General features: G+C 70.4%; 24 protein-coding genes. 17 read left to right on the forward strand and 7 right to left on the reverse strand.

What is annotated here, in order from left to right:
* The first annotated feature begins 64 nt into the window (after window positions 1-64).
* Window positions 65-1192, forward strand: coding sequence for a ferrochelatase (locus tag ACFV6X_RS23490; RefSeq protein ID WP_385386422.1), 1128 nt, complete (start codon window positions 65-67; stop codon window positions 1190-1192).
* Window positions 1193-1200: 8 nt separating this feature from the next.
* Window positions 1201-2016, forward strand: coding sequence for an inositol monophosphatase family protein (locus ACFV6X_RS23495; protein ID WP_385386552.1), 816 nt, complete (start codon window positions 1201-1203; stop codon window positions 2014-2016).
* Between the two features lie 88 nt (window positions 2017-2104).
* On the opposite strand, the gene ACFV6X_RS23500 is transcribed toward ACFV6X_RS23495, so the two are convergent.
* Window positions 2105-2278, reverse strand: coding sequence for a hypothetical protein (locus tag ACFV6X_RS23500; RefSeq protein ID WP_365460207.1), 174 nt, complete (start codon window positions 2276-2278; stop codon window positions 2105-2107).
* 476 nt (window positions 2279-2754) lie between these two features.
* Between ACFV6X_RS23500 and ACFV6X_RS23505 the strand changes: the two genes are divergently transcribed.
* From ACFV6X_RS23505 to ACFV6X_RS23520, 4 genes are all read left to right on the forward strand, one after another.
* Window positions 2755-3408 (forward strand): response regulator transcription factor, encoded by a 654-nt coding sequence (locus tag ACFV6X_RS23505; RefSeq protein WP_385386424.1) that lies wholly within the window; start codon window positions 2755-2757, stop codon window positions 3406-3408.
* 6 nt (window positions 3409-3414) lie between these two features.
* Window positions 3415-4647 (forward strand): HAMP domain-containing sensor histidine kinase, encoded by a 1233-nt coding sequence (locus tag ACFV6X_RS23510; RefSeq protein ID WP_365459054.1) that lies wholly within the window; start codon window positions 3415-3417, stop codon window positions 4645-4647.
* Between the two features lie 392 nt (window positions 4648-5039).
* Window positions 5040-5336, forward strand: a complete 297-nt coding sequence (locus ACFV6X_RS23515) for a DUF4193 domain-containing protein (protein WP_003993510.1) — start codon at window positions 5040-5042, stop codon at window positions 5334-5336.
* A gap of 13 nt (window positions 5337-5349) precedes the next feature.
* The gene (locus ACFV6X_RS23520) at window positions 5350-6288 is read left to right on the forward strand and encodes a hypothetical protein (protein ID WP_385386426.1); all 939 of its coding nucleotides are present in this window, start codon (window positions 5350-5352) and stop codon (window positions 6286-6288) included.
* 30 nt (window positions 6289-6318) lie between these two features.
* Here the strand turns inward: ACFV6X_RS23520 and ACFV6X_RS23525 are convergent, their stop codons facing one another.
* Window positions 6319-6789 carry a DUF3093 domain-containing protein gene (locus ACFV6X_RS23525; protein WP_385386428.1) on the reverse strand — a complete coding sequence of 157 codons (471 nt, stop codon included), beginning with the start codon at window positions 6787-6789 and terminating at the stop codon, window positions 6319-6321.
* 112 nt (window positions 6790-6901) lie between these two features.
* Between ACFV6X_RS23525 and ACFV6X_RS23530 the strand changes: the two genes are divergently transcribed.
* The 7 genes from ACFV6X_RS23530 (at window position 6902) to ACFV6X_RS23560 (ending at window position 13524) form a co-directional block, all read left to right on the forward strand.
* Window positions 6902-7486 (forward strand): hotdog fold domain-containing protein, encoded by a 585-nt coding sequence (locus ACFV6X_RS23530; protein ID WP_365459064.1) that lies wholly within the window; start codon window positions 6902-6904, stop codon window positions 7484-7486.
* Window positions 7483-8034 carry a dUTP diphosphatase gene (gene dut / locus ACFV6X_RS23535; RefSeq protein WP_365459067.1) on the forward strand — a complete coding sequence of 184 codons (552 nt, stop codon included), beginning with the start codon at window positions 7483-7485 and terminating at the stop codon, window positions 8032-8034. The genes ACFV6X_RS23530 and dut overlap by 4 nt, the downstream gene beginning before the upstream one ends.
* 1 nt (window position 8035) lies before the next feature.
* Window positions 8036-8800, forward strand: coding sequence for a DUF3710 domain-containing protein (locus ACFV6X_RS23540; RefSeq protein WP_385386430.1), 765 nt, complete (start codon window positions 8036-8038; stop codon window positions 8798-8800).
* A 227-nt stretch (window positions 8801-9027) separates the two neighbouring features.
* Window positions 9028-11568 (forward strand): ATP-binding protein, encoded by a 2541-nt coding sequence (locus tag ACFV6X_RS23545; RefSeq protein WP_385386432.1) that lies wholly within the window; start codon window positions 9028-9030, stop codon window positions 11566-11568.
* Window positions 11562-12275, forward strand: coding sequence for a response regulator (locus ACFV6X_RS23550; RefSeq protein ID WP_385386434.1), 714 nt, complete (start codon window positions 11562-11564; stop codon window positions 12273-12275). The genes ACFV6X_RS23545 and ACFV6X_RS23550 overlap by 7 nt, the downstream gene beginning before the upstream one ends.
* A 124-nt stretch (window positions 12276-12399) precedes the next feature.
* Window positions 12400-12798 (forward strand): OB-fold nucleic acid binding domain-containing protein, encoded by a 399-nt coding sequence (locus ACFV6X_RS23555; RefSeq protein ID WP_385386436.1) that lies wholly within the window; start codon window positions 12400-12402, stop codon window positions 12796-12798.
* A gap of 3 nt (window positions 12799-12801) precedes the next feature.
* Entirely contained in the window at window positions 12802-13524 is a 723-nt protein-coding gene (locus tag ACFV6X_RS23560) for a DUF3159 domain-containing protein (RefSeq protein ID WP_385386438.1), read from the forward strand.
* Here ACFV6X_RS23560 and ACFV6X_RS23565 read toward each other — a convergent pair.
* The 3 genes from ACFV6X_RS23565 to ACFV6X_RS23575 all read right to left on the reverse strand — a co-directional run bounded on the left by ACFV6X_RS23565 (window position 13521) and on the right by ACFV6X_RS23575 (window position 15234).
* A complete protein-coding gene (locus ACFV6X_RS23565; RefSeq protein WP_385386440.1) occupies window positions 13521-13667 on the reverse strand; it encodes a hypothetical protein in 147 nt (48 codons plus the stop codon). The two genes, ACFV6X_RS23560 and ACFV6X_RS23565, sit on opposite strands and share 4 nt — an antisense overlap.
* A 218-nt stretch (window positions 13668-13885) precedes the next feature.
* Window positions 13886-14563: a TrkA family potassium uptake protein gene (locus tag ACFV6X_RS23570; RefSeq protein ID WP_365457934.1), complete on the reverse strand. Its 678-nt coding sequence runs from the start codon at window positions 14561-14563 to the stop codon at window positions 13886-13888.
* Complete coding sequence (locus ACFV6X_RS23575; protein ID WP_385386442.1) at window positions 14563-15234, reverse strand: NAD-binding protein; 672 nt, start codon at window positions 15232-15234, stop codon at window positions 14563-14565. The genes ACFV6X_RS23570 and ACFV6X_RS23575 overlap by 1 nt, the downstream gene beginning before the upstream one ends.
* Window positions 15235-15725: 491 nt before the next feature.
* Here ACFV6X_RS23575 and ACFV6X_RS23580 point away from each other — a divergent pair, with 491 nt between their 5' ends.
* The 3 genes from ACFV6X_RS23580 to ACFV6X_RS23590 all read left to right on the forward strand — a co-directional run bounded on the left by ACFV6X_RS23580 (window position 15726) and on the right by ACFV6X_RS23590 (window position 19676).
* Window positions 15726-17786 (forward strand): APC family permease, encoded by a 2061-nt coding sequence (locus ACFV6X_RS23580; protein WP_385386444.1) that lies wholly within the window; start codon window positions 15726-15728, stop codon window positions 17784-17786.
* Between the two features lie 174 nt (window positions 17787-17960).
* On the forward strand, window positions 17961-18179 hold the full coding sequence (locus ACFV6X_RS23585) for a hypothetical protein (protein ID WP_385386446.1): 219 nt from the start codon (window positions 17961-17963) through the stop codon (window positions 18177-18179).
* 156 nt (window positions 18180-18335) lie between these two features.
* On the forward strand, window positions 18336-19676 hold the full coding sequence (locus ACFV6X_RS23590) for a class I SAM-dependent RNA methyltransferase (protein ID WP_385386448.1): 1341 nt from the start codon (window positions 18336-18338) through the stop codon (window positions 19674-19676).
* An 838-nt stretch (window positions 19677-20514) separates the two neighbouring features.
* On the opposite strand, the gene ACFV6X_RS23595 is transcribed toward ACFV6X_RS23590, so the two are convergent.
* A complete protein-coding gene (locus ACFV6X_RS23595; RefSeq protein WP_385386450.1) occupies window positions 20515-21642 on the reverse strand; it encodes an acyltransferase family protein in 1128 nt (375 codons plus the stop codon).
* An 814-nt stretch (window positions 21643-22456) separates the two neighbouring features.
* Between ACFV6X_RS23595 and ACFV6X_RS23600 the strand changes: the two genes are divergently transcribed.
* Window positions 22457-22963, forward strand: coding sequence for an FG-GAP repeat protein (locus ACFV6X_RS23600; RefSeq protein ID WP_385386452.1), 507 nt, complete (start codon window positions 22457-22459; stop codon window positions 22961-22963).
* A 110-nt stretch (window positions 22964-23073) separates the two neighbouring features.
* On the opposite strand, the gene ACFV6X_RS23605 is transcribed toward ACFV6X_RS23600, so the two are convergent.
* On the reverse strand, window positions 23074-23319 hold the full coding sequence (locus ACFV6X_RS23605) for a hypothetical protein (protein ID WP_385386454.1): 246 nt from the start codon (window positions 23317-23319) through the stop codon (window positions 23074-23076).
* Between the last annotated feature and the right edge of the window lie 259 nt (window positions 23320-23578).

The following is a 23578-nucleotide window of genomic DNA, read 5'->3' on the forward strand; positions in this document are numbered from 1 at the left end:
CCTCCTGCCCGTGCGGCACCCCGCCGTTGCAGCACTGTCGGTGCCGGGTGGCAGGATCGGAGGCATGCCAGACGCGCTCGATGCCTCCCCCTACGACGCCCTGCTCCTGCTCTCCTTCGGCGGCCCGGAGGGGCCGGACGACGTGGTCCCGTTCCTGGAGAACGTGACGCGTGGGCGCGGCATCCCCAAGGAACGCCTCAAGGAAGTCGGCCGGCACTACTTCCTGTTCGGCGGGGTCAGCCCGATCAACGACCAGAACCGCGCCCTCCTGGCCGCCCTGCGCGAGGACTTCGCGGACCACGGCCTGGATCTGCCGGTCTACTGGGGCAACCGCAACTGGGCGCCGTACCTCACGGACACCCTGCGCGAGATGGTCCGTGACGGCCGCCGCCGCATCCTGGTCCTGGCCACGAGCGCCTACGCCTCGTACTCGGGCTGCCGGCAGTACCGCGAGAACCTGGCCGACTCGCTGGCCGCGCTCCAGGCCGAGGGCCTGGACCTGCCGAAGATCGAAAAGCTGCGGCACTACTTCAACCACCCCGGCTTCGTGGAGCCCATGGTGGAGGGCGTGCTCCAGTCCCTCGCCTCCCTGCCCGGGGACGTCCGGGACGGCGCGCACCTCGCGTTCACGACCCACTCCATCCCCCTCTCGGCCGCCGACACCTCCGGCCCGGTCGAGGAGCACGGGGACGGCGGGGCCTACGTCCGGCAGCACCTGGACGTGGCCGGGCTGATCGCCGACGCCGTACGCGAGCGCACGGGTGTCGACCACCCCTGGCAACTCGTCTACCAGTCGCGCTCCGGCGCCCCGCACATCCCGTGGCTGGAGCCCGACATCTGTGACCACCTGGAGGAGCGGCACGCGGCGGGCGTCCCGGCCGTCGTGATGGCCCCCATCGGCTTCGTCTCCGACCACATGGAGGTCCTCTACGACCTCGACACGGAGGCCAAGGCCAAGGCCGAGGAGCTGGGCCTGCCGGTGCGCCGCTCGGCCACCGTGGGAGCCGACCCGAGGTTCGCCGCCGCGATCCGCGACCTCGTCCGGGAGCGGGCCGCGGCCGAGCGAGGCCAGGAGGTCACGCGGTGCGCCCTGGGCGCGCTGGGCGCGAGCCACGACCTCTGCCCGGTGGGCTGCTGCCCGGCCCGCGCCCCGCGTCCCGCCGCCGCGGGCGCCGACAGCCCCTACGCATGAGGAGCGACGTGACCGACGCCCGCCATCCGGAACTGCTCGCGCTCGCCCAGGAGGCCGCCCGGCGCGCCGGTGCACTGCTGCGCGACGGACGCCCGGCCGACCTGGCGGTGGCGGCCACCAAGTCCAGCCCGATCGACGTGGTGACCGAGATGGACATCGCGGCGGAGAAGCTGATCACCGATCTGATCTCCGACCGCCGCCCCGACGACGGTTTCCTCGGCGAGGAGGGCGCCTCCAGCGAGGGCAGCAGCGGTGTCCGCTGGGTGATCGACCCGCTCGACGGCACGGTGAACTACCTCTACGGGCTGCCCACCTGGGCCGTGTCCATCGCGGCCGAGCAGGACGGCGAGACCGTGGCCGCGGTGGTCGCGGCGCCGATGCGCGGCGAGACGTATCACGCGGTGCGCGGCGGTGGGGCCTGGGCCACCGGGGCCTGGGACGGCGAGCGCAGGTTGGCCTGCCGGCCGTCCGCGCCCCTGGAGCAGGCCCTGGTCTCCACCGGCTTCAACTACGTCACCGCGGTCCGCGCCCATCAGGCCGAGGTCGTCCGGAAGCTGATCCCGCTGGTCCGGGACATCCGGCGCAGCGGTTCCGCCGCCGTCGACCTGTGCGACGTCGCCGCGGGCCGCCTCGACGGCTACTACGAGCGCGGACTCAACGCCTGGGACTACGCGGCGGGTGACCTCGTCGCCCGGGAGGCGGGCGCCCTGACCGGGGGACGCCCGTCAGAGCTCCTGTCACCCGATCTGACGGTCGCGGGTACCCCTGGCGTCTTCGAGCCCCTCCAGCGGCTCCTGGAGGATTTCGGCGCCTGGCACGACTGAGGGCCGGGCTGCGGGCCGGTCCCACGGCTCGCCACAGCACAGCGGGCCCCCGGCGCTGGACTCGCCGGGGGCCCGCTGTCGTGCTGGGTCAGACGCTGGTCGCGCCGACTTCCACACCGTGTTCGGCCGCGAGACGGCGCAGGTCGTCGAGCTCGCCCTGCTCCACGTCGACGAGGAAGTCGTCGCCCTCGTCCCGGGCCCGCGTCAGGTCGGACTCGGTAGCCCTTATGCGCTGCAGAAGTCCTGCGGTGAATGCGTCCATGCTGCGCCCCCTCGTCCTGGGTCGTGGGTCGGTGGCACGGGGGTGTGCCGTTCGGAAGGGGCGATCACGTCTCCCATGGGTGCCCAGCGCTGCCCTGCCGGGCGGCGACGGTGCCGGACACCCACGTCCACTCTGCGGAAGCGGACCGCGGCGTACCGCATGGTGCTGCGGCACAAGCAGAGCGTGATCGCGGGGTGTAAACCGTCCTCCCCCCAGTCCCTCCCGCAGAAACCTCAACCGGAAGAGAAAATCCCTCATTCCCGGATCCGGCGCCCGTTTCTCGCGCGACCCACAGGGGGAGCCGACGCCATGATCGCCAAGGTCGGCCAGCGCTCCGCCGCAGCTGGCCGCTCCCCCGCCTTACTGCCGACTTATGGCCGAAAAGGGCAGGATGGAGGTCCACACACCCCCGAAGACCCCCCTGCTCGCGTGCGCCCGCCGGCGCTCCGTGGGTGGACACAGGAAGGACAAGCCACGTGCGCGTACTCGTCGTCGAGGACGAGCAGCTGCTCGCCGATGCGGTGGCCACCGGACTGCGCCGGGAGGCCATGGCCGTCGACGTCGTGTACGACGGTGCGGCCGCCCTGGAGCGCATCGGCGTCAACGACTACGACGTGGTCGTCCTCGACCGCGACCTCCCGCTGGTGCACGGCGACGACGTCTGCCGCAAGATCGTGGAGCTCGGCATGCCCACGCGCGTGCTGATGCTCACGGCGTCGGGCGACGTCAGTGACCGGGTCGAGGGCCTGGAGATCGGCGCCGACGACTACCTCCCGAAGCCCTTCGCGTTCAGCGAGCTGACCGCACGCGTGCGTGCCCTCGGCCGCCGGACCAGCGTGCCGCTGCCGCCGGTCCTGGAGCGCGCCGGGATCAAGCTCGACCCGAACCGCCGTGAGGTCTTCCGGGACGGCAACGAGGTGCAGCTCGCGCCGAAGGAGTTCGCCGTCCTGGAGGTCCTGATGCGCAGCGAGGGCGCGGTCGTGTCGGCCGAGCAGCTCCTGGAGAAGGCCTGGGACGAGAACACCGATCCGTTCACCAACGTGGTGCGCGTGACCGTCATGACCCTGCGCCGCAAGCTGGGCGAGCCGCCCGTCATCGTGACCGTGCCCGGCTCCGGCTACCGGATCTGACCGGCGGTGGCCGCGCACCCCGCGCCTCCCCAGGCGCCCCCGAAGCCGACCTGGGACCCCAGGAAGGCAGCCCCTCCGTTCCCGCTCCTGCGGCCGACCATCCGGATACGGCTCACGCTGCTCTACGGCGGCATGTTCCTGATCGCCGGCATCATGCTGCTGTCGATCATCTACCTGCTCGCCGCGAACGCCATGAACGTCGGCAGTGACCTGCCGTTCAAGATCCTCTCCGGCCAGGTGGCCAGCGAGACCTGCAACTTCCCGGGGTCGCCGACCGCGTCCGAGCTCAACCAGGCCATGAACGCCTGCGTCAACGAGCAGCGACAGCACGCCCTGGACAATCTGCTCAGCCGCTCCCTGCTCGCCCTCCTCGGCCTCGCCGTGATCGCCTTCGCCTTCGGCTACGCGATGGCCGGCCGCGTCCTGTCGCCCCTGGGCCGGATCACCCGCACCGCCCGCGCGGTCGCCGGGTCGGACCTGTCCCGGCGGATCGAGCTGGACGGCCCGGACGACGAGCTCAAGGAGCTGGCCGACACCTTCGACGACATGCTGGAGCGGCTTCAGCGGGCCTTCACCGCCCAGCAGCGCTTCGTCGGCAACGCCTCCCACGAGCTCAGAACGCCGCTCGCGATCAACCGCACGCTCCTGGAAGTCCACCTGTCCGACCCCGGGGCGCCCGTGGAGCTCCAGCAACTCGGCAAGACACTGCTGGCCACCAACGAGCGCAGCGAGCAGCTCGTGGAGGGCCTGCTGCTGCTCGCCCGCAGCGACAACCAGATCGTCGAGCGGGGGCCCGTGGACCTCGCCGAGGTCGCCTCGCAGGCCATGGACCAGGTGCACGCCGAGGCGGACGCCAAGGGTGTCCAGATGCGGGGCACACGCGAGCCCGCGGTCGTCCAGGGCAACGGCGTCCTGCTGGAGCGGATCGCCCTGAACCTGGTGCAGAACGCCGTGCGGTACAACGTCCCCGAGGGCGGCTGGGTCGAGGTCACCACCGAGATCCAGCACGGCCAGGCCGTCATGGTCGTCGCGAACACCGGGCCGGTGGTGCCGGCGTACGAGGTCGACAATCTGTTCGAGCCCTTCCGGAGGCTCCGCACGGAGCGCACCGGCAGCGACAAGGGCGTCGGTCTCGGTCTGTCCATCGTCCGGTCCGTGGCCCGGGCTCACGGCGGGCACATCGCGGCTCGGCCCCGAGAGGGAGGCGGTCTCGTGATGCGCGTCACGTTCCCGATCTGAGATCCTTGGCGACACACCCGAGGATGTTCGCTTTGCGCGGAATTCTCGGGGCACTCATCCGGTGGTCCTATGTGTGATCGATCACAAAGGCGATTTTCCGGCCATCTACTCACCGTGATCATGGGAGTCCGGTAAAGCCCGGAAAATCCGGGTTTTCCGGGGCCTTGATCACGGGAAGTACACGGTGGGACCCCTTTGAAGTGCGGCAATCGGACCGTGTACGGTCCCGATCGCCATCCAAGCCGATCACTCACGAGGAGTTCGGTTGGGTGTCGATTGAGTAACAGACCTTGATGTGAGGCAAAATCTCCGCCTCGGGTCGGGCACAAGTCCGGCCTCTCACGCGTTACGTGCGCTGGAGACACCGCAGACACCCGGAGGGGGAGAGCGACATGGCAACCGACTACGACACCCCACGCAAGACCGACGACGACGTCGACTCGGACAGCCTTGAAGAACTGAAGGCCCGGCGGAACGACAAGTCCGCCTCGGCCGTCGACGTCGACGAGTTCGAGGCCGCAGAGGGCCTCGAGCTCCCCGGCGCAGACCTCTCGAACGAGGAATTGGCGGTCCGCGTACTACCCAAGCAGCAGGACGAGTTCACCTGCATGAGCTGCTTCCTGGTGCACCACCGCAGCCAGCTGGCCAGGGAGAAGAACGGTCAGCCGATCTGCCGCGACTGCGACTGAGGCGGGGTCGGCCGTGACTGGCTCGACCCCACCTCGGAAGCGCCGCTTCCCCTGGGGAGCGGACTCAGGGCCGTCCGACGGCCCTAACGGCGTGCGTGACGACGAGCGAGGCTCTTCCGGTACGGGGCAGGTCCCCGCCGGCTCGGCCTCGCTCGAACCCGCCGGTGACCGGGCTGACCTCCCGGTGCCGGCGCAGGGCCCCGCACCCGTCGCCCGGCGACGGGCGGCGGTGATCCGGGACAGAGCCCGGGACCTGGCGAAGGAAGGCGTCCGCAAGGGCGGCCGGCACGCCAGGGCCGGCCTCGGGTACCTCGCCGACCGGCTCATCGAGATCGCCCCGCGGATCCCCGTACGGGACCTCGCGACGCTGCGCAGGCAGTTCCCGGGCCTCGGCCCCGAACAGCTCGCGGACAAGCTCGTCGCGGGCGCGGCGAACGCGTCGGCGACGGTCGGGGCGGGCGTGGGAGCCGCGGCGATGCTGCCCATTCCGCCCGCGATGCCCACGGAACTGGCCGCGGAGATCACCGGGGTCGCGGCGATCGAACTGAAGCTGATCGCCGAGCTCCACGAGGTCTACGGCGTGCGGCCGGCGGGCAACCTCAAGGACCGCAGCAGCGCCTATCTGAAGTCGTGGTCCGAGGAGCGCGGCATCGACCCCATGAAGCCGAACACGGTCAACGCCGCTCTCGGCGGGCAGATGAAGCGCGAGCTGCGCCAGCAGATCATGAAGCGCATGGTGCGCAACCTGCCGAACCTGATGCCCTTCATGGTGGGCGCCGCGGTCGGCGCGGCCATGAACCGGCGGGACACCAAGAAGCTCGCCGCCCGGATCCGGGCGGACCTGCGGAAGTTGCAGGTGCCCTGGGACCGCCTGACGGAGCTGCCGCCCCTGGAGCGGCCCGCGGACGCGTTGCCGATGGAGAACGGCCGGTACAAGGGGTTCGGGCACTGAGCGGCCCCCGACGGGCCACCCCGGCGCCGCCTACGCGGCGACGGCCGCTTCCCGTGCCGTCCTGATCGCCTCCGCCAGCCGCTGCGGCTCGCGCGTCGACAGGTACAGGTAGGGCGTGGGGTCCGCGGGGTCGCTGACCTCCACCCGCAGGGCCGTGGGGACGTAGGCGCGCAGCAGCATGAAGGCGCGGGTGTCGGCCTTGTGCGTGCGCCAGGCCCGGGCCTCCTCCGGGCTCAGGACCTCCGCCTCACCCAGCGCCGTGACCGGGATCTTCGCCTCGCCCGCGATCAGGGCGCCGCCCACCACGCGGATGCGGACCGAGCCGTACGAACTCGCCGCCACCGCCGCGGTGGCCGTCCCGCCGACCAGACCGCCCAGCATCGGCAGCGTGCCGAAGGGCAGCAGGATCAGGGCGAGTGAGCCCCCGGCCAGGAAGCTGATCAGCCACCAGGAGCGGGGCGCGGTGAGGCGTTCTTCGTAAGGGGCGGCGGAAAGCTGCATGACGTCAAGCTTGGCACGGTGTCCGCGCGCCGCCAGGATCAGGGGGGCCAGCGCGCAGCGCTGCCAGGCAGGGCGGTGGTGGGAGACGGGCGGGCGGGTAAGGTCTGCGGCTGTGAGTGGTACATCCCCAGCTCTGACGCCTCCCGCCGACGCGACGAAGCCCGTGCGGCACGCCGACGCCCCCGCCCCCGGTGAGCTCCTCGGCGCGCACTACGGCCAGTGCTTCGGCTGCGGCGGTGAGCAGCCGCACGGGCTGCACCTGGAAGCGCGGGCCGGCCAAGGGGTGTCGATCACCGCCGAGTTCACCGTCCGGCCCGAACACCAGGGCGCCCCCGGCCTCGCGCACGGCGGGGTGCTCGCGACGGCCCTGGACGAGACGCTCGGCTCGCTGAACTGGCTGCTGCGCACCATCGCCGTGACCGGCCGGCTGGAGACCGACTTCGTGCGGCCGGTGCCGGTGGGCACCACGCTGCACCTCGCGGCCGAGGTGACCGCCGTGGCCGGACGGAAGATCTACTCCTCGGCCACCGGACGCATAGGCGCCCCCGACGGTCCGGTCGCCGTCCGCGCCGACGCCCTCTTCGTCGAGGTCAAGGTCGATCACTTCATCGACCACGGCCGCGAGGAGGAGATCCAGGCCGCCATGAACGACCCCGACCAGATCAGGCGCGCCCGCGCCTTCGAGGTGAACCCGTGAGCCGCGACCCCGTGAACGTGCTGATCCGGCGCGTCGATGCGGACGTACCGCTTCCGACGTATGCGCACCCCGGTGACGCGGGAGCCGATCTGCGGACCACCGAGGCCCGCGAACTGGCGCCCGGAGAGCGGGCCGTGCTGCCGACCGGGGTGTCTGTCGCACTGCCTGACGGGTACGCGGCCTTCGTGCACCCACGTTCCGGCCTCGCCGCCCGCTGCGGTGTCGCCCTGGTGAATGCCCCAGGGACGGTTGATGCCGGGTACCGTGGGGAGATCAAGGTGATCGTGGTGAATCTCGACCCGCGCGAGAGCGTGCGGTTCGAGCGCTTCGACCGGATTGCCCAACTGGTCGTCCAGCAGGTCGAGAGGGTCCGCTTCCAGGAGGTCGCGGAGCTTCCCGACTCGGTGCGGGCCGAGGGGGGCTTCGGGTCCACCGGCGGCCATGCCGCGGTGGGCGACGAGAGCGGCACAAGCGGTCATGCCGCCGTCGGCGGCAAGGCGGGTGGGAATCGATACGCTTCGGTCGTATCCGACCGGGAAGGACAGTGACGTGTTCGGACGTCGCAACAAGAAGGGTGCCGCCGAGGACGCGGCCGGCGAGGCCGAGCAGGTCGTCGACAGCGTCGAAACTGAGGCGGACGAAGAGGTCGGGCGCGAGCGGGTGCGGCTGGAGCCGGAGCCGCGGCCCGACGGACCGTGGGACAGCACCGAGGTGCGGGACGCGGCCGAGGGCCGGGTCGACCTGGGCGGGCTGCTGGTGCCGGGAGTCGACGGCATGGAGCTGCGGGTGGAGGTCGCCGGTGACGCGATCGTCGCGGCGACCGTGGTCCTGCGGGACAGCGCCATCCAGCTCCAGGCCTTCGCCGCTCCCAAGCGCGAGGGTATCTGGGGCGAGGTGCGCGAGGAGATCGCCGGCGGCATCACGCAGCAGGGCGGCATCGTCGACGAGGTCGAGGGCCCGCTCGGCTGGGAGCTGCGGGCCCAGGTGCCGGTGCAGCTGCCGGACGGCACGGGCGGCTTCCAGGTCGTCCGGTTCGTCGGTGTGGACGGGCCCCGCTGGTTCCTGCGCGGTGTGATCTCGGGTCAGGGCGCGGTGCAGCCGCAGGCGGCCGGACTGCTGGAGAACATCTTCCGGGACACGGTCGTGGTCCGCGGTGAGGGCCCGATGGCCCCCCGCGATCCCATCGTCCTCAAGCTGCCGAACGACGCGCAGATGGTGCCCGAGGGCGTCCAGCAGGACGACCAGGGCAGCTCGCGCTTCTCCGGCGGCATGGGGCAGCTCCAGCGCGGACCGGAGATCACCGAGGTCCGCTGACCGAAGGCCGAGGCGAGGGCCGCATCCCGGTGGGGGTGCGGCCCTTTCGCGTACGGCCGTCCGCGCGTGCCGGTGTCCGGTGCGCCGCAGCCGGGGCCCGCCGTCCGGTGCGTCAGGGTTCTGTCAAAGGCGCCTCCCGGCCCCCTGCCTGTCCGCTTTGCCTGGAACGTTGGCCGTAAGGTCGACGCTGCGTACGCAGCATTTTGCGAAAGACGGACAATGAGGCCATGGCACGCGGCAAGCTTCGGATCTACCTCGGCGCGGCACCGGGGGTGGGCAAGACGTACGCCATGCTCTCCGAGGCCCATCGCCGGGTGGAGCGCGGCACGGACTGCGTGGTGGCCTTCGTCGAGCACCACGACCGGTCGCGGACCGAGGTGATGCTGCACGGCCTGGAGCAGGTCCCGCGCAAGCGGCTGGAGTACCGCGGCGCGACCTTCACCGAGATGGACGTGGACGCCGTCCTGGCCCGCCACCCGCAGGTCGCGCTGGTGGACGAACTCGCCCACACGAACGTCCCGGGCTCGCGCAACGCCAAGCGCTGGCAGGACGTCGAGGAACTGCTCGCGGCGGGCATCCATGTGGTGTCGACCGTCAACATCCAGCATCTGGAGTCGCTCGGCGACGTGGTGGAGTCGATCACGGGGGTGCGGCAGCAGGAGACGGTGCCCGACGAGGTGGTACGGCGGGCGGATCAGATCGAGCTTGTCGACATGTCGCCGCAGGCGCTGCGCCGTCGGATGGCGCACGGGAACGTCTACCGGCCCGACAAGGTGGACGCGGCGCTGTCGAACTACTTCCGGCCGGGGAATCTGACCGCGCTGCGGGAGCTGGCGCTGCTGTGGGTGGCGGATCGGGTCGACGAGTATCTGAAGCAGTACCGCAGTGAGCACCGGGTGTCGAAGATCTGGGGTTCGCGGGAGCGGATCGTGGTGGGTCTGACGGGCGGTCCGGAGGGGCGGACGCTGATCCGCAGGGCGGCGCGGCTGGCGGAGAAGGGCGCCGGGGGCGAGGTGCTCGCCGTGTACATAGCGCGCAGCGACGGGCTGACGGCGGCGTCACCGAAGGAGCTGGCGGTGCAGCGGACGCTGGTGGAGGACCTCGGCGGGACGTTTCATCATGTCGTCGGGGACGACATACCGGCCGCGTTGCTGGAGTTCGCGCGGGGGGTGAACGCCACGCAGATCGTGCTGGGCTCCTCGCGGCGCAAGGCCTGGCAATACGTCTTCGGGCCGGGCGTCGGCGCGACCGTGGCCCGGGAGTCCGGCCCCGACCTGGACGTGCACATCGTGACGCACGACGAGGCGGGCAAGGGGCGGGGACTTCCCGTCGCCCGCGGCGCGCGGCTGGGGCGCGCCCGGATCATCTGGGGCTGGGCCGTCGGCCTGGCCGGTCCGGCGATCCTCGCGGTGGTGCTGAACACCGTCGACCTCGGCCTCGCCAACAACGTGCTGCTGTTCCTGGCGCTGACGGTGGCGGCGGCGCTGCTCGGCGGGCTGCTGCCGGCCCTCGGTGCGGCGGCCTTCGGATCGTTCCTGCTGAACTACTTCTTCACCCCGCCCCTGCACCGGCTGACCATCTCCGACTCCAGGAACATCGTCGCGTTGGTCATCTTCGTGGCCGTCGCGGTGTCGGTGGCGTCGGTGGTGGACCTCGCCGCCCGGCGCACCCACCAGGCGGCCCGGCTGCGGGCGGAGTCGGAGATCCTGTCCTTCCTCGCGGGCAACGTGCTGCGCGGCGAGACCACTCTGGAGGCGCTGCTGGAGCGGGTGCGCGAGACCTTCGGCATGGAGTCGGCCGCGCTGCTGGAGCGCGAGAGCGACGTCGACCCGTGGACCTGCGTGGGCCGCGTGGGAGTCGGCGGGCCGGTGGAGCGCCCGGAGGACGCGGACGTGGACATGCCGGTCGGGGACCACCTGGCGCTGGCGCTGACCGGACGGGTGCTGCCGGCGGAGGACCGCCGGGTGCTGGCCGCGTTCGCCGCCCAGGCCGTGGTCGTGCTGGACCGCCGCCGGCTCCAGGAGGAGGCCGACCAGGCCCGGGCGCTGGCCGAGGGCAACCGCATCCGTACGGCGCTGCTGGCCGCCGTCAGCCATGACCTGCGTACGCCCCTGGCCGGGATCAAGGCGTCCGTCTCCAGCCTGCGGTCGGACGACGTGGCGTGGTCCGAGGAGGACCGGGCGGAGCTGCTCGAAGGCATCGAGGCGGGCGCCGACCGGCTCGATCACCTGGTCGGCAACCTGCTCGACATGTCCCGCCTGCAGACCGGCACGGTCACGCCGATCGTCCGCGAGATCGACCTGGACGAGGTCGTGCCGATGGCGCTGGGCGGCGTACCCGAGGACAGCGTGATCCTGGACGTGCCGGAGAGCCTGCCGATGGTCCGGGTGGACGCCGGGCTGCTGGAGCGGGCGGTGGCGAACATCGTGGAGAACGCCGTCAAGTACAGCCCGGACGGTACGCCGGTGCTGGTCGCCGCCAGCGCCCTCGCCGACCGCGTCGAGGTGCGCGTCGTGGACCGGGGCCCCGGGGTGCCGGACGATGTGAAGGAACGCATCTTCGAGCCGTTCCAGCGGTACGGCGACGCCCCGCGCGGTGCCGGGGTCGGTCTCGGCCTCGCGGTCGCCCGCGGCTTCGCGGAGGCGATGGACGGCACCCTGAACGCCGAGGACACACCCGGCGGCGGCCTCACCATGGTCCTCACCCTGCGCGCGGGGACGCGTCCCGAGACCCTCTCCGTACCTTCAGAAAGGCAGGCCTCATGGTGAGTTCCACTGGGGGTGCTCCCCAGACCCCCAGAGTGCTCGTGGTCGACGACGAGCCGCAGATCGTGCGCGCGCTGGTGATCAACCTCAGGGCACGCAAGTACGAGGTCGACGCGGCCCACGACGGGGCGTCCGCCCTCCAGCTCGCCGCCGCCCGCCACCCTGACGTCGTGGTCCTCGACCTGGGGCTGCCCGACATGGACGGCGTCGAGGTGATCAGGGGACTGCGCGGCTGGACCCGGGTACCGATCATCGTGCTGTCGGCGCGGCACTCCTCCGACGAGAAGGTCGAGGCGCTCGACGCCGGCGCGGACGACTACGTCACCAAGCCGTTCGGCATGGACGAGCTGCTCGCCCGGCTGCGGGCCGCAGTGCGCCGTGCCGAGCCCGCCGGGGCCGGTGAGGACGAGGTGGTCGTGGAGACGGACGAGTTCACCGTCGACCTCGCCGCGAAGAAGGTCAACCGGGGCGGCCGGGACGTACGGCTGACGCCCACGGAGTGGCATCTGCTGGAGGTGCTGGTGCGCAACACCGGCCGGCTGGTCAGCCAGAAGCAGTTGCTCCAGGAGGTGTGGGGGCCGTCGTACGGGACGGAGACGAACTATCTGCGCGTGTACATGGCCCAACTGCGGCGGAAGCTGGAGGCCGACCCGTCGCATCCCAAGCACTTCATGACGGAGCCCGGGATGGGCTACCGCTTCGAGAAGTGAGCCGGGGCGCGAGCCAGGGCGCGACTCCGGGCGCGAGTCGGGGCCGTGCGGTCGGTTCGCGCGGTGGGACCGGGGTAGGTGACTGGGGGTACGTTGCTGTCAGTCACCCCGGTAGGCTTCAGACATGAGTGCTGTTCCTCGTTCCGACAAGCCGGTGGGCCGGTTCCGGCGCATGCTCGACCGGCTCTCCTCCTCGCAGGAGGACCTGGAGTCCGAGGAGCTGCGGGAGGACGCCGAGACCGCGGGCTGTACGCGCATCGGCGACTGTCACGACCGGCAGATCGTCACCGTTACTGGTACCTTGCGCACGGTCACGCTGCGTCCGCGCGCGGGAGTCCCGGCCCTGGAGGCCGAGCTGTTCGACGGCTCCGCCGCACTGGATGTGGTGTGGCTCGGACGGCGCTCCATCGTCGGAATAGAACCGGGGCGCAAGCTGATCGCATCGGGCCGGATCTCGATGAGCCGGGGCCGCCGGGTGCTGTTCAACCCCAAGTACGAACTGAGACCCCTCGGACGGGAGTAGCCGGTGACGTCGCTCGACAAGCCGACTGAACACACCGAAGACACGGAGCACGAAGCCAGGGCAGTGACGGAGGCCGCGCTGTTCGAGGCTTTCGGCGGCGTGCGGGGCATGATCGAGACGGTGCTGCCGGGCCTCCTCTTCGTGACGATCTTCACGATCAACAAGGACCTGCACCTGTCGGCGCTCGCCGCACTCGGTGTGTCCGTGCTGCTCGTGGTGGTCCGCCTGGCGACGAGGGACACCGTCAAGCACGCCTTCAGCGGTGTCTTCGGCGTGGCCTTCGGCGTCGTGTTCGCGATGATGACCGGCAATGCCAAGGACTTCTATCTGCCCGGCATGCTGTACACGCTGGGCCTGGCCCTCGCCTACATCATCACGACGCTGGCCGGTGTCCCGCTGATCGGGCTGATGCTCGGCCCGGTCTTCAAGGAGAACCTCTCCTGGCGTACCCGGAACCCGGGCCGCAAGAGGGCGTACGCCAAGGCCAGCTGGGCGTGGGGTCTGATCCTCCTCGCCAAGTGCGCGATCCTCTTCCCGCTGTACTGGTGGGCCGACACCACGCAGCTCGGCTGGGTGCTGGTCGCGCTGAAGATCCCGCCCTTCCTGCTGGCGGTGTGGCTGACCTGGGTCTTCCTGGCCAAAGCGCCACCGCCCATCGACGTCTTCGCCGAGATGGAGGCGGAGGAGAAGCGCCGCGAGGCGGAGGAAGAGCGACGCGGAGCCTAGGCCTCGGCGGTCAGCGGGTGGCCGGGCGGCACGGCATGGGTTCTCGGCTGGTAGCTGGGCTGGCTGTGCAGCATGAGTCCGCCGAGCTGGTGCTCGGGGCGCCCGAGCAGGCAGCCGGGGGCGGCGCCACGTGGCGCCGACAAGCTGGTACCTGGGGCCGCTGGCCGGCCGAGCGGGTTTTCGGCGGTGCGGCCCGGGTGGGTGGCTGAGCGGCTGTCCGGCCGGGTGGCCGGGTTGGCTGGGCTGGTGTCCGGCGGGACGGCCCCAGGGATGTCCGGGTCCCCGAGTCGAACCCCGGGCTCGACGCGCGAGGGCGCCCTGCGGGTTGCAGGGCGCCCTCGGTGTTGTTGTGGGTGGGTGGCTAGTCCGCCGGGTTTTCGCGGCGGACCGACAGCAGGTCCTCCAGTTGCTCCTCGCGGGCCTGCGCGGCCACGAAGAGCAGTTCGTCGCCCGCCTCCAGGGAGTCCTCCCGGGACGGGGTGAGGACGCGGGTGCCGCGGATGATCGTGACCAGGGAGGTGTCCTCGGGCCATTCCACGTCACCGACCTGGGTGCCGGCCAGGGCCGACTCCTCCGGCAGCGTCAGCTCGACGAGGTTGGCGTCACCGTGGCTGAAGCGCAGCAGGCGGACCAGGTCACCGACGCTGACCGCCTCCTCGACCAGGGCGGACATGAGGCGAGGCGTGGAGACGGCGACGTCTACGCCCCAGGACTCGTTGAACAGCCACTCGTTCTTCGGGTTGTTGACGCGGGCGACGACGCGCGGGACGCCGTACTCCGTCTTGGCCAGCAGGGAGACGACCAGGTTCACCTTGTCGTCGCCCGTCGCGGCGATCACGACGTTGCAGCGCTGGAGCGCTGCCTCGTCCAGGGACGTGATCTCGCAGGCGTCGGCCAGCAGCCACTCGGCCTGCGGGACGCGCTCGACCGAGATGGCGGTCGGCGCCTTGTCGACGAGCAGGACCTCGTGGCCGTTCTCCAGCAGCTCACCGGCGATCGACCGGCCGACCGCGCCGGCTCCGGCAATGGCGACGCGCATCAGTGACCGCCCTCCAACTCGGGTCCCTCGGCGAACGACGCCTCGACCTTCTCGACGTCGTCGCTGCGCATCATCACGTGCACGAGGTCACCCTCCTGCAGCACGGTCTGCGACGTGGGCAGTATGGCCTCGCCGAGTCGGGTGAGGAACGCCACACGGACGCCCGTCTCCTCCTGCAGCTTGCTGATCTTGTGGCCGACCCAGGCGCTGGAGGCGTGCACCTCGGCGAGCTGGACGCCGCCGGTGGGGTCGCGCCACAGCGGCTCGGAACCGGACGGCAGCAGCCGGCGCAGCATCTGGTCCGCCGTCCAGCGGACGGTGGCGACCGTCGGGATGCCGAGGCGCTGGTAGACCTCGGCGCGGCGGGGGTCGTAGATACGGGCGGCGACGTTCTCGACACCGAACATCTCGCGGGCCACTCGGGCGGCGATGATGTTGGAGTTGTCGCCGCTGGAGACCGCGGCGAAGGCGCCCGCCTCCTCGATGCCGGCCTCGCGCAGGGTGTCCTGGTCGAAGCCGACGCCGGTGACCCTGCGGCCACCGAAAGAGGAGCCCAGTCGTCGGAAGGCGGTGGGGTCCTGGTCGATCACGGCGACCGTGTGCCCCTGTTGCTCCAGGGTCTGGGCGAGAGCGGAACCCACTCTGCCGCAGCCCATGATGACGATGTGCACGACCGTCCTTCCGAGGTCAGGGATGTTGACTTGGCTTGAAACAGGGTCTCAGACCGCCGACCAAGCTACACACGCGCGGTCCGCGGCGGGGACCCCTGTGCACGGTTCGCGCTGATCAACGCCGGCTGATGCTCCAGACGCTGAGGACGGTGAGGATACCGAGGACCACCAGCGAGGCGAGGGCGCCGATGAGCTCTGCGGCCGCGGGCATGGGACCTCCGGGGTCGAGGGGGAGGGGGAAGGGGGGAGAGGAGGGAGGGAGCGGGGAAGGCGGAGAGGGGAAGGCGTGGCGGGGGAGGCGTAGGGTGCATTCGGGAAGACCGTACGAAAACGTGGTCGAAACGGTCGTACGGAAAGGGTTTTGTCATATAGACATGTGGGCGGTCGTGTCGGCCGGATCCGTGCCCTGACCTGCCGGGTATTTCACTCGGGGGGCAGATGCGGGGAGGCCGGTAGGCGGTCCCCTGTTCGAAGGCTTACGATCCTCTGTTGTGTCCAAACTGACCGACGTGCCCAAACGGATCCTGATCGGGCGCGCGCTGCGCAGTGACCGGCTTGGAGAAACGCTCCTGCCGAAGCGCGTCGCACTCCCCGTCTTCGCTTCCGACCCGCTCTCCTCCGTGGCCTACGCGCCAGGCGAGGTGCTGCTGGTCCTGTCCATCGCGGGTTTGTCGGCCTACCACTTCAGTCCCTGGATCGCCGTCGCGGTCGTCGTGCTGATGTTCACGGTCGTGGCCTCCTACCGGCAGAACGTCCACGCCTACCCGAGCGGTGGCGGTGACTACGAGGTCGCGACCACCAACCTCGGCCCCAAGGCCGGTCTCACCGTCGCCAGCGCCCTGCTCGTCGACTACGTCCTGACCGTCGCCGTCTCCATCTCCTCCGGGATCGAGAACCTCGGCTCCGCGATCCCGTTCGTCGTCGAACACAAGGTGTTCTGCGCCTCGGCCGTGATCGTGCTGCTGACCCTGATGAACCTGCGCGGGGTCAAGGAGTCGGGCAAGCTGTTCGCGATCCCCACGTACGTCTTCGTCACGGGCGTCTTCATCATGATCGCCTGGGGTTCCTTCCGCGGCCTGGTGCTCGGCGAGACGATGCGGGCGCCGACGGCCGACTTCGAGATCAAGCCCGAGCACCAGGGCCTCGCGGGCTTCGCGCTGGTCTTCCTGCTGCTGCGGGCCTTCTCCTCCGGCTGCGCCGCGCTCACCGGCGTGGAGGCGATCTCCAACGGCGTCCCGGCCTTCCGCAAGCCCAAGTCGCGCAACGCCGCCACCACGCTGGCGCTGATGGGCCTGCTGGCCGTCACCATGTTCTGCGGCATCATCGGCCTCGCCATGGCGTCCAACGTGCGGATGGCCGAGAACCCGGCCCACGACCTGCTCGACAAGGGCGTCCCGGTTGGCTCCGACTACGTCCAGAACCCGGTGATCTCGCAGGTCGCCGAGGCGGTGTTCGGCAAGGGCAGCTTCCTGTTCATCGTGCTGGCCGCGGCCACCGCGCTGGTGCTGTTCCTGGCCGCGAACACGGCGTACAACGGCTTCCCGGTGCTCGGCTCGATCCTCGCCCAGGACCGCTACCTCCCGCGCCAGCTGCACACGCGCGGCGACCGCCTCGCCTTCTCCAACGGCATCGTGCTGCTGGCAGGCGCCGCCGCGCTGCTGGTGTGGGTCTACGGCGCCGACTCCACGCGTCTGATCCAGCTGTACATCGTCGGTGTGTTCGTCTCCTTCACGCTCAGCCAGATCGGCATGGTCCGGCACTGGAACCGCCATCTGGCCACGGAGACCGACCTCGCCAAGCGCCGCCACATGGTCCGCTCCCGCGCGATCAACACGTTCGGCGCCTTCTTCACCGGCCTGGTCCTGGTCGTCGTCCTGGTCACCAAGTTCACCCACGGCGCCTGGGTCGCGCTGCTCGGCATGGTGATCTTCTACGCGACGATGACCGCGATCCGCCGCCACTACGACCACGTGGCCAAGGAACTCGCCGCCCCGGACGGCCCGAGCGACGACAGCGTCCGGCCGTCGCGGATCCACTCGGTGGTGCTCATCTCCAAGATCCACCGCCCGGCGCTGCGCGCCCTCGCCTATGCCAAGCTGCTGCGCGCGGACACCCTTGAGGCGCTCAGCGTCAACGTCGACCCGGCCGACACCAAGGCACTGCGCGACGAGTGGGAGCGGCGTGGGATCACCGTGCCGCTCAAGGTGCTGGACTCGCCGTACCGCGAGGTCACGCGGCCGGTCATCGAGTACGTGAAAAGCCTGCGGCGGGAGTCGCCGCGGGACGTGGTGTCCGTGATCATCCCGGAGTACGTGGTCGGGCACTGGTACGAACACCTGCTGCACAACCAGAGCGCGCTGCGGCTGAAGGGCCGGCTGCTGTTCACGCCGGGTGTGATGGTGACGTCGGTGCCGTACCAGCTGGAGTCGTCGGAGGTGGCGAAGAAGCGGGCCGGCAGGCGGCAGGACTGGAACGCTCCCGGTGCGGTGCGGCGGGGGCCGGCGCAGGAGCAGGCCAAGGAGCAGACGAAGGAGCCCAGCGGCAAGGAGTGAGCGGGGTGGGGCCCGCCGAGGCCTGAGGGCCGGGGGCTGGCCCCCGGCCCCCGACGCACCGGGGCCTGGGGCCCGGGGAAGCAGCGGCGCAGGGGTGCCGAGGCATCCCTGTCCCCGGCCGCCGACCTTCCGGGGGCCCGGGGATGCAGCGGCGCAGGGGTGCCGAGGAGGGGGGTGCCGGAGTGCCTCGTGCTGGAGTGGTGGGGCGCCGGGGTGCCGGACTGCTGGGTGCCGGAGTGGTGGGGCGCCGGGGTGCCGGACTGCTGGGTGCCGGAGTGGTGGGGCGCCGGGGTGCCGGACTGCTGGGTGCCGGAGCGGTGGGCCGCCAGGGTGCAGGGGTGGTGCCGGGGTACAGGCGCGCAGGCGCGCAGGGGTGCCGCGGTGCCGGGGTGACGGAGCGGTGGGGCGCCAGGGTGCCGCGGTGCCAGGGTGCCGCGGTGCCGGGGTGCCGGGGTGCGGGCTCGTGTCAGTTTCGCCGTCTCCGGAGCACGTAGACTGGTGGGCTGTTGTCCGGTCGTACCCCCCTCTCGCATCTGGAGCGCCCCCGCCATGCAGGCAGAACCGAAGAAACCGCAGGTGGGGTCGCTCGTCGGGGAGGAGTACGAAGTCGAGGTCGGCCCCGTCGCCCACGGCGGGCACTGCATCGCGCGCACCGAGGCGGGCCAGGTGCTGTTCGTCCGGCACGCGCTGCCCGGTGAGCGGGTCGTCGCCCGGGTGACCGAGGGCGAGGAGGGCGCGCGCTACCTGCGGGCGGACGCGGTCCAGGTGCTCATGGCGTCCAAGGACCGCGTCGAGGCGCCCTGCCCCTACGCCGGCCCCGGCCGGTGCGGCGGCTGCGACTGGCAGCACGCCAAGCCGGGGGCGCAGCGGCGGCTCAAGGGCGAGGTCGTCGCCGAGCAGTTGCAGCGGCTCGCCGGGCTCACGCCGGAGGAGGCGGGCTGGGACGGCACGGTGATGCCGGCCGAGGGCGACAAGCTTCCTGCGGGTCAGGTGCCGCAGTGGCGGACGCGCGTGCAGTACGCGGTGGACGCCACGGGTCGCGCCGGTCTGCGCCGGCACCGCTCGCACGAGGTGGAGCCGATCGACCACTGCATGATCGCGGCCGAGGGCGTCAGCGAGCTGGGCATCGAGAAGCGTGAGTGGCCCGGGATGGCGTCGGTCGAGGCGATCGCCGCGACGGGGTCGCAGGACCGGCAGGTGATCCTGACGCCACGGCCGGGGGCACGGCTGCCGATCGTGGAGCTGGACCGGCCGGTGTCGGTGATGCGGGTCGAGGAGAAGGACGGCGGCGTGCACCGCGTCCACGGCCGGCCCTTCGTCCGGGAGCGGGCGGACGACCACACCTACCGGGTCGGTTCGGGCGGCTTCTGGCAGGTCCACCCGAAGGCGGCGGACACGCTGGTGACGGCGGTCATGCAGGGCCTGCTGCCGCGCAAGGGCGACATGGCGCTCGACCTGTACTGCGGCGTCGGCCTGTTCGCGGGCGCGCTGGCCGACCGGCTGGGGGAGAAGGGTGCCGTGCTCGGCATCGAGTCCGGCAAGCGGGCGGTGGAGGACGCGCGGCACAACCTCGCGGACTTCGACCGCGTGCGGATCGAGCAGGGCAAGGTCGAGTCGGTCCTGCCGCGCACGGGCATCACGGAGGTCGACCTCATCGTCCTGGACCCGCCGCGGGCGGGGGCTGGACGCAAGACGGTGGAGCATCTGGCGTCGCTGGGGGCTCGGCGGATCGCTTATGTGGCGTGCGATCCGGCGGCGTTGGCGCGGGACTTGGGGTACTTCCGGGATGGGGGGTATCGGGTGCGGATGCTTCGGGCGTTCGATCTGTTTCCGATGACGGCGCACGTGGAGTGCGTGGCGATTCTTGAGCCCGCCGAAAAAGGGCTTTGACCTGCGGATTTCCTGTGATGCTCAGGTCAGGCTGGGTGTGCTCGACCTGTTTTCCGAAGTCCACCGCGTGGAACATGATGCAGGTTCCCGCCACATGTCTCACCTGCGGTTTCGCAGCGGGGCGCGGGTCGAGAACGCTCTGCCTCAACTCCGTGAGGGACGGGTTCGGGAAACGTCTTGACGCTCGTTCGACGCTGTTTCTCTACAGGGGCTCTCGGAGATCGTGCAGAACGCCCTGGACCTCGACGCCACGTGAGTACGCATTCTGACGACGGAACGGGAATTCGTCGTCGCCCACAACTGCAGTACCGTACGGCTGCCGGACGTTCTGGCCCTGGCGATGCCTTGGCTGACCAGCAAGGCAGACGTGCAGAGCAGCCCGAGCCCACCGGCAGGTTCGGGATCGGCCTGACGCCCGTCCAGTCCCTCTCCCCGCATCTGGAGGTTCACTGCGGGCACCACCGGTTCCGTGTCGGGGAGCTTGTCGAGTGGGGGCAGCGTGCTGTTCTTCCTCGGCAGTGTCGGCAGTGTCATGCACCTGGACGAGCAGGGTACTGCCAGCACCGGCTGGCACTCGTCCGAGAGGTCAGCGAGTTGTTCGAGGACGTGTTGGGTGCGCCGAGCGTCGACTTGGAGACCGGCGAGGCGCGCCAGCGACGGGTCCCGGTGGTTGGTGCGCCGTATGACCGTTCCCATCCCTCCGGGACCACCCGGTCCCACAGGCGGTGGGGTCCATTACCGAAATCGCTGTGGCTCGTCCTCTGTGCGGCTGACCGGGGCACGATGCCCGACTGATCCCGGGCGGTTTCGTGTTCCTGTTGACGCTGTCGTTTTGGCGTCAGCCGACGAGTTCCCTCGGCGGCGACTGCGGCGACTGCGGCGACTGCGGCGACTGCGGCGACTGCGGCGACTGCGGCACCGGTGCCGGTGCCGGTGTCTTCGGCTTCGGTTTGAAGAGGAAGCGGTCGATCGGAGGACGGGTCAGGGGACGCGCCAGGCGTCGCACCAGCGGGCTGCCGAGGATGGCTGCCAGGGCGACCGCGCTCAGGAACATGACGGCTTGCTCGGAGCGGGTGTCGATGCGGTCGGCGTAGCCCAGGACCAGGAAGGGACGGATGAACAACGGGTGGAGCAGGTAGATGGTGAAGCCTGCGGCGCCCATTGACGTGATGTAGGGGATGCGCCGGTTCGGGGTGACTCGGAGCAGGCAGAGCACCAGAGCTGCCGACGCAACCAGGATGAAGAGCCGGGGGAACCAGGCGAGCTCGATGGGCAGAGGCACGTCCTCGTATGGCACTGCGGAGTGAGGCCATGGCCGCCAGACAAGGAATGCGCCGGCGAGACCGGCGATCAGCCCGGCCCAGGCGATGGGCAGGGTGTGTCGCGAGGTGAACCACGAGGCGAACAGGGTGCCTTGACCGAGGCGCCAACCCAGGTAGAACAGGGGCAAATACATCAGGGTCCGAGCCCCCGCGTAGTTGTCGCCGATCTCGCCGAAGTAGCCGGCCGCGAGCGCGAGTCCCGTCGTGCAGAGCAGCGGATACTGCAGCTGGGTTATGAGGGGGAGCAGGAGCCGCCACCACAGCAGGGCCATCAGGAACCACAGAGTCCAGGGCCATCGGCTCAGGTGGAAGGTGAACTCCATACCGAGCAGGACCTTCTCCGTCGAGAGCAGGATCCAGCACAGTGTGGCGGGGACGATGATCCTTCCGACGAGGGCGCGCGCGTACCTTGAATCCAGTCGGCTGCCTTGACTGAACACCCCTGCGAGGATGACGAAAGCGGGGACGCGCAGCGGCCACATGGTGATGTTGAAGGTTTCGAGCAGTCCACCCTCCGGTACGGCCGGCCCGGTAGTGTGCAGTACCACGATCAACGTCGCGGACAGCGCCCTCACATTGTCCCAACGCGGGACTCTGTCAATCACCGAAGCGGCCTGAATCCGCTCCTGCTGTGGAAGTGCCATAACTGTCCGAAGCCTCCGACACGAATCCAGTGTGCGCCCAACACAGGGAACGCCACCGGTTGACCGGGGGCGGAATCGTCGCGCCGTGGGGCCAGGAGAGCATAAGTGATCAGTGCGGTAAACGTAAAACTTAGTTGCGCCTTTTCCTGTCCCGTCGCCGTGCCCTACCTCCGCTCTCACCCCCCAGCGGCCAAGCCCAATTCATGGCCGCCTGGCTCACGTCAAGGAGGCTCTACACGTCGGCCCAAACCGGTGGCAAGGGAGAGCACTTGAATCTCTGCATCCATCCATCAACCGCAAGTGAACAAGGGAATTATTCAAGGGAAACTTGCTGCGAATTCTCAGCCTTTCGGGCTCAGATCTCTTCCGGATTGGTCAGCTCTCGCGCCTCGGCAATGGGACGCCTTACTTCTGTTTGCAACGCAATGAGTCATAGAACGTCACGTTATGAACGACGCCCGAATAGTTGCTGTGTCGTTGGTCGCGCACTCAATGATCGAGATCGCTTCAGGTCATGCCCATGTCGCCAAGATGCTCTCGTCTTCATGTGTTTCTCCTGTGAGCGGGATGGGTGGACCGGCTGGGGAAGATACGCCGCATGTGCGCGACGGGAGCGCTGTCTGCAGTGCTCCTGGTGGCGGGGTTGATCTCAGGACAGACGCCGGTGGCTGCGGCTGTCGTGCCCCTCGGGACGGAGTCCGACTTCAACGGTGACGGGACACGGGACACGGTGATCGCCGATCCCGAGGCGAGCGTAGGAGGGTGGAGCGGGCAGGCTCGGTCCACGTTGTGTACGGCGGCGGGGAGGGGCACCTTGGAGCTGACGCAGGCGCTCGCGTCTGTGCCGGACGAGCCGGAGCCGGGTGACCAGTTCGGGTTCTCGCTCGCGGTCTACGACGCCAACCTCGACGGGTGCAGCGATCTGGTGGTGGGCATTCCGTACGAGGACATCGGCCCGGTCAAGGACGGAGGCAGCGTCCATCTCCTGTACGGCGCCACAACCGGGCTCGGAAGTGGCGTTGCGGCCGAGGAGTTCTGTCAGGGCACGGTTCTCTCCGGGTATCCGCAACCGACGGATGGAATAGCGCAGAACACGACGGGCGTCGCCAGCGAACCTGAGATCAGCGACGGCTTCGGTACCTCGCTGGCCATGGTGCCGCATCGGCCTTCCGGCGCCGCCTCGACAACGGAGTCCCTGCTCGCGGTGGGCGTGCCCAACGAAGACACGCCGGTCGGCACAGACATGGGTGTCGTGCACATCTTCCGGGAACTGCTGGGCCCTGCCCTGCGCGAGATCGGCGAACAGGGTCTCCTTTTGTGATCGTCGCCCACGGCCCGGCAGAGAATCCTCCGCCAGGCCACTGGCCCGGACGGCGAGGAGCGGCTCGGTGCCGCCGTCCGGGAGCCTGGCCTGCGGTCCCCTCGCCCAACTCAGCGGCGGCGCAGCAGCCGCTGTGCCAGGCGCCGGCAGCGGTCCCGCCACGACGACCGGGGCACACGGTGCATCGAGGCAAGGATCAGTGCCCGCTCCTGGGGCGTGGCGCCGCGCGTCAGCCAGATCAGCGAGGCGTGCCGCACCGTGGTCCGCGCGAGCATGAGCGCGGCGGTCACGGCGCCGGTCGGTCCGTAGAGGTGGGGCAGTGCGTGCAGCAGGTCGAGCATCGTGTCGAGGGCCATGTCCGGCTCCCTGTCGCTACGAGGACTCTCCCCGGCTCGGGCCTCAACCGGCGCTGGAGAGAGGCCGGTCGGCGACCGGCCCCGACAGCGGACCGCGGCACCGGATTTCTTCGCCCGCCCGGCGCCGCCGCATCCGGCGAAACGCCCTCACGACCGCCACGACCTGGCAGGATGTGGGGAATTCTTCAGCGGGGAACGCCGGGGGACGTGGTGAAGAAAACGGTGAACGCGCGGCCGCTGCTGCCCGGAAGGGGCCAGA

The sequence above is a fragment of the Streptomyces sp. NPDC059861 genome (genome assembly GCF_042731435.1).
In the GTDB taxonomy this organism is placed as follows: Bacteria; Actinomycetota; Actinomycetes; order Streptomycetales; family Streptomycetaceae; genus Streptomyces.

Bases quoted from the DNA above. Each gene is read 5' to 3' on its own strand.
- ACFV6X_RS23555 (WP_385386436.1), top strand. From the start codon at position 12,400: ATGAGTGCTGTTCCTCGTTCCGACAAGCCGGTGGGCCGGTTCCGGCGC.
- ACFV6X_RS23545 (WP_385386432.1), top strand. From the start codon at position 9,028: ATGGCACGCGGCAAGCTTCGGATCTACCTCGGCGCGGCACCGGGGGTG.
- ACFV6X_RS23515 (WP_003993510.1), top strand. From the start codon at position 5,040: ATGGCAACCGACTACGACACCCCACGCAAGACCGACGACGACGTCGAC.
- ACFV6X_RS23590 (WP_385386448.1), top strand. From the start codon at position 18,336: ATGCAGGCAGAACCGAAGAAACCGCAGGTGGGGTCGCTCGTCGGGGAG.
- ACFV6X_RS23490 (WP_385386422.1), top strand. From the start codon at position 65: ATGCCAGACGCGCTCGATGCCTCCCCCTACGACGCCCTGCTCCTGCTC.
- ACFV6X_RS23605 (WP_385386454.1), bottom strand. From the start codon at position 23,319: ATGGCCCTCGACACGATGCTCGACCTGCTGCACGCACTGCCCCACCTC.
- ACFV6X_RS23595 (WP_385386450.1), bottom strand. From the start codon at position 21,642: ATGGCACTTCCACAGCAGGAGCGGATTCAGGCCGCTTCGGTGATTGAC.
- ACFV6X_RS23570 (WP_365457934.1), bottom strand. From the start codon at position 14,563: ATGCGCGTCGCCATTGCCGGAGCCGGCGCGGTCGGCCGGTCGATCGCC.
- ACFV6X_RS23550 (WP_385386434.1), top strand. From the start codon at position 11,562: ATGGTGAGTTCCACTGGGGGTGCTCCCCAGACCCCCAGAGTGCTCGTG.
- ACFV6X_RS23525 (WP_385386428.1), bottom strand. From the start codon at position 6,789: ATGCAGCTTTCCGCCGCCCCTTACGAAGAACGCCTCACCGCGCCCCGC.
- ACFV6X_RS23500 (WP_365460207.1), bottom strand. From the start codon at position 2,278: ATGGACGCATTCACCGCAGGACTTCTGCAGCGCATAAGGGCTACCGAG.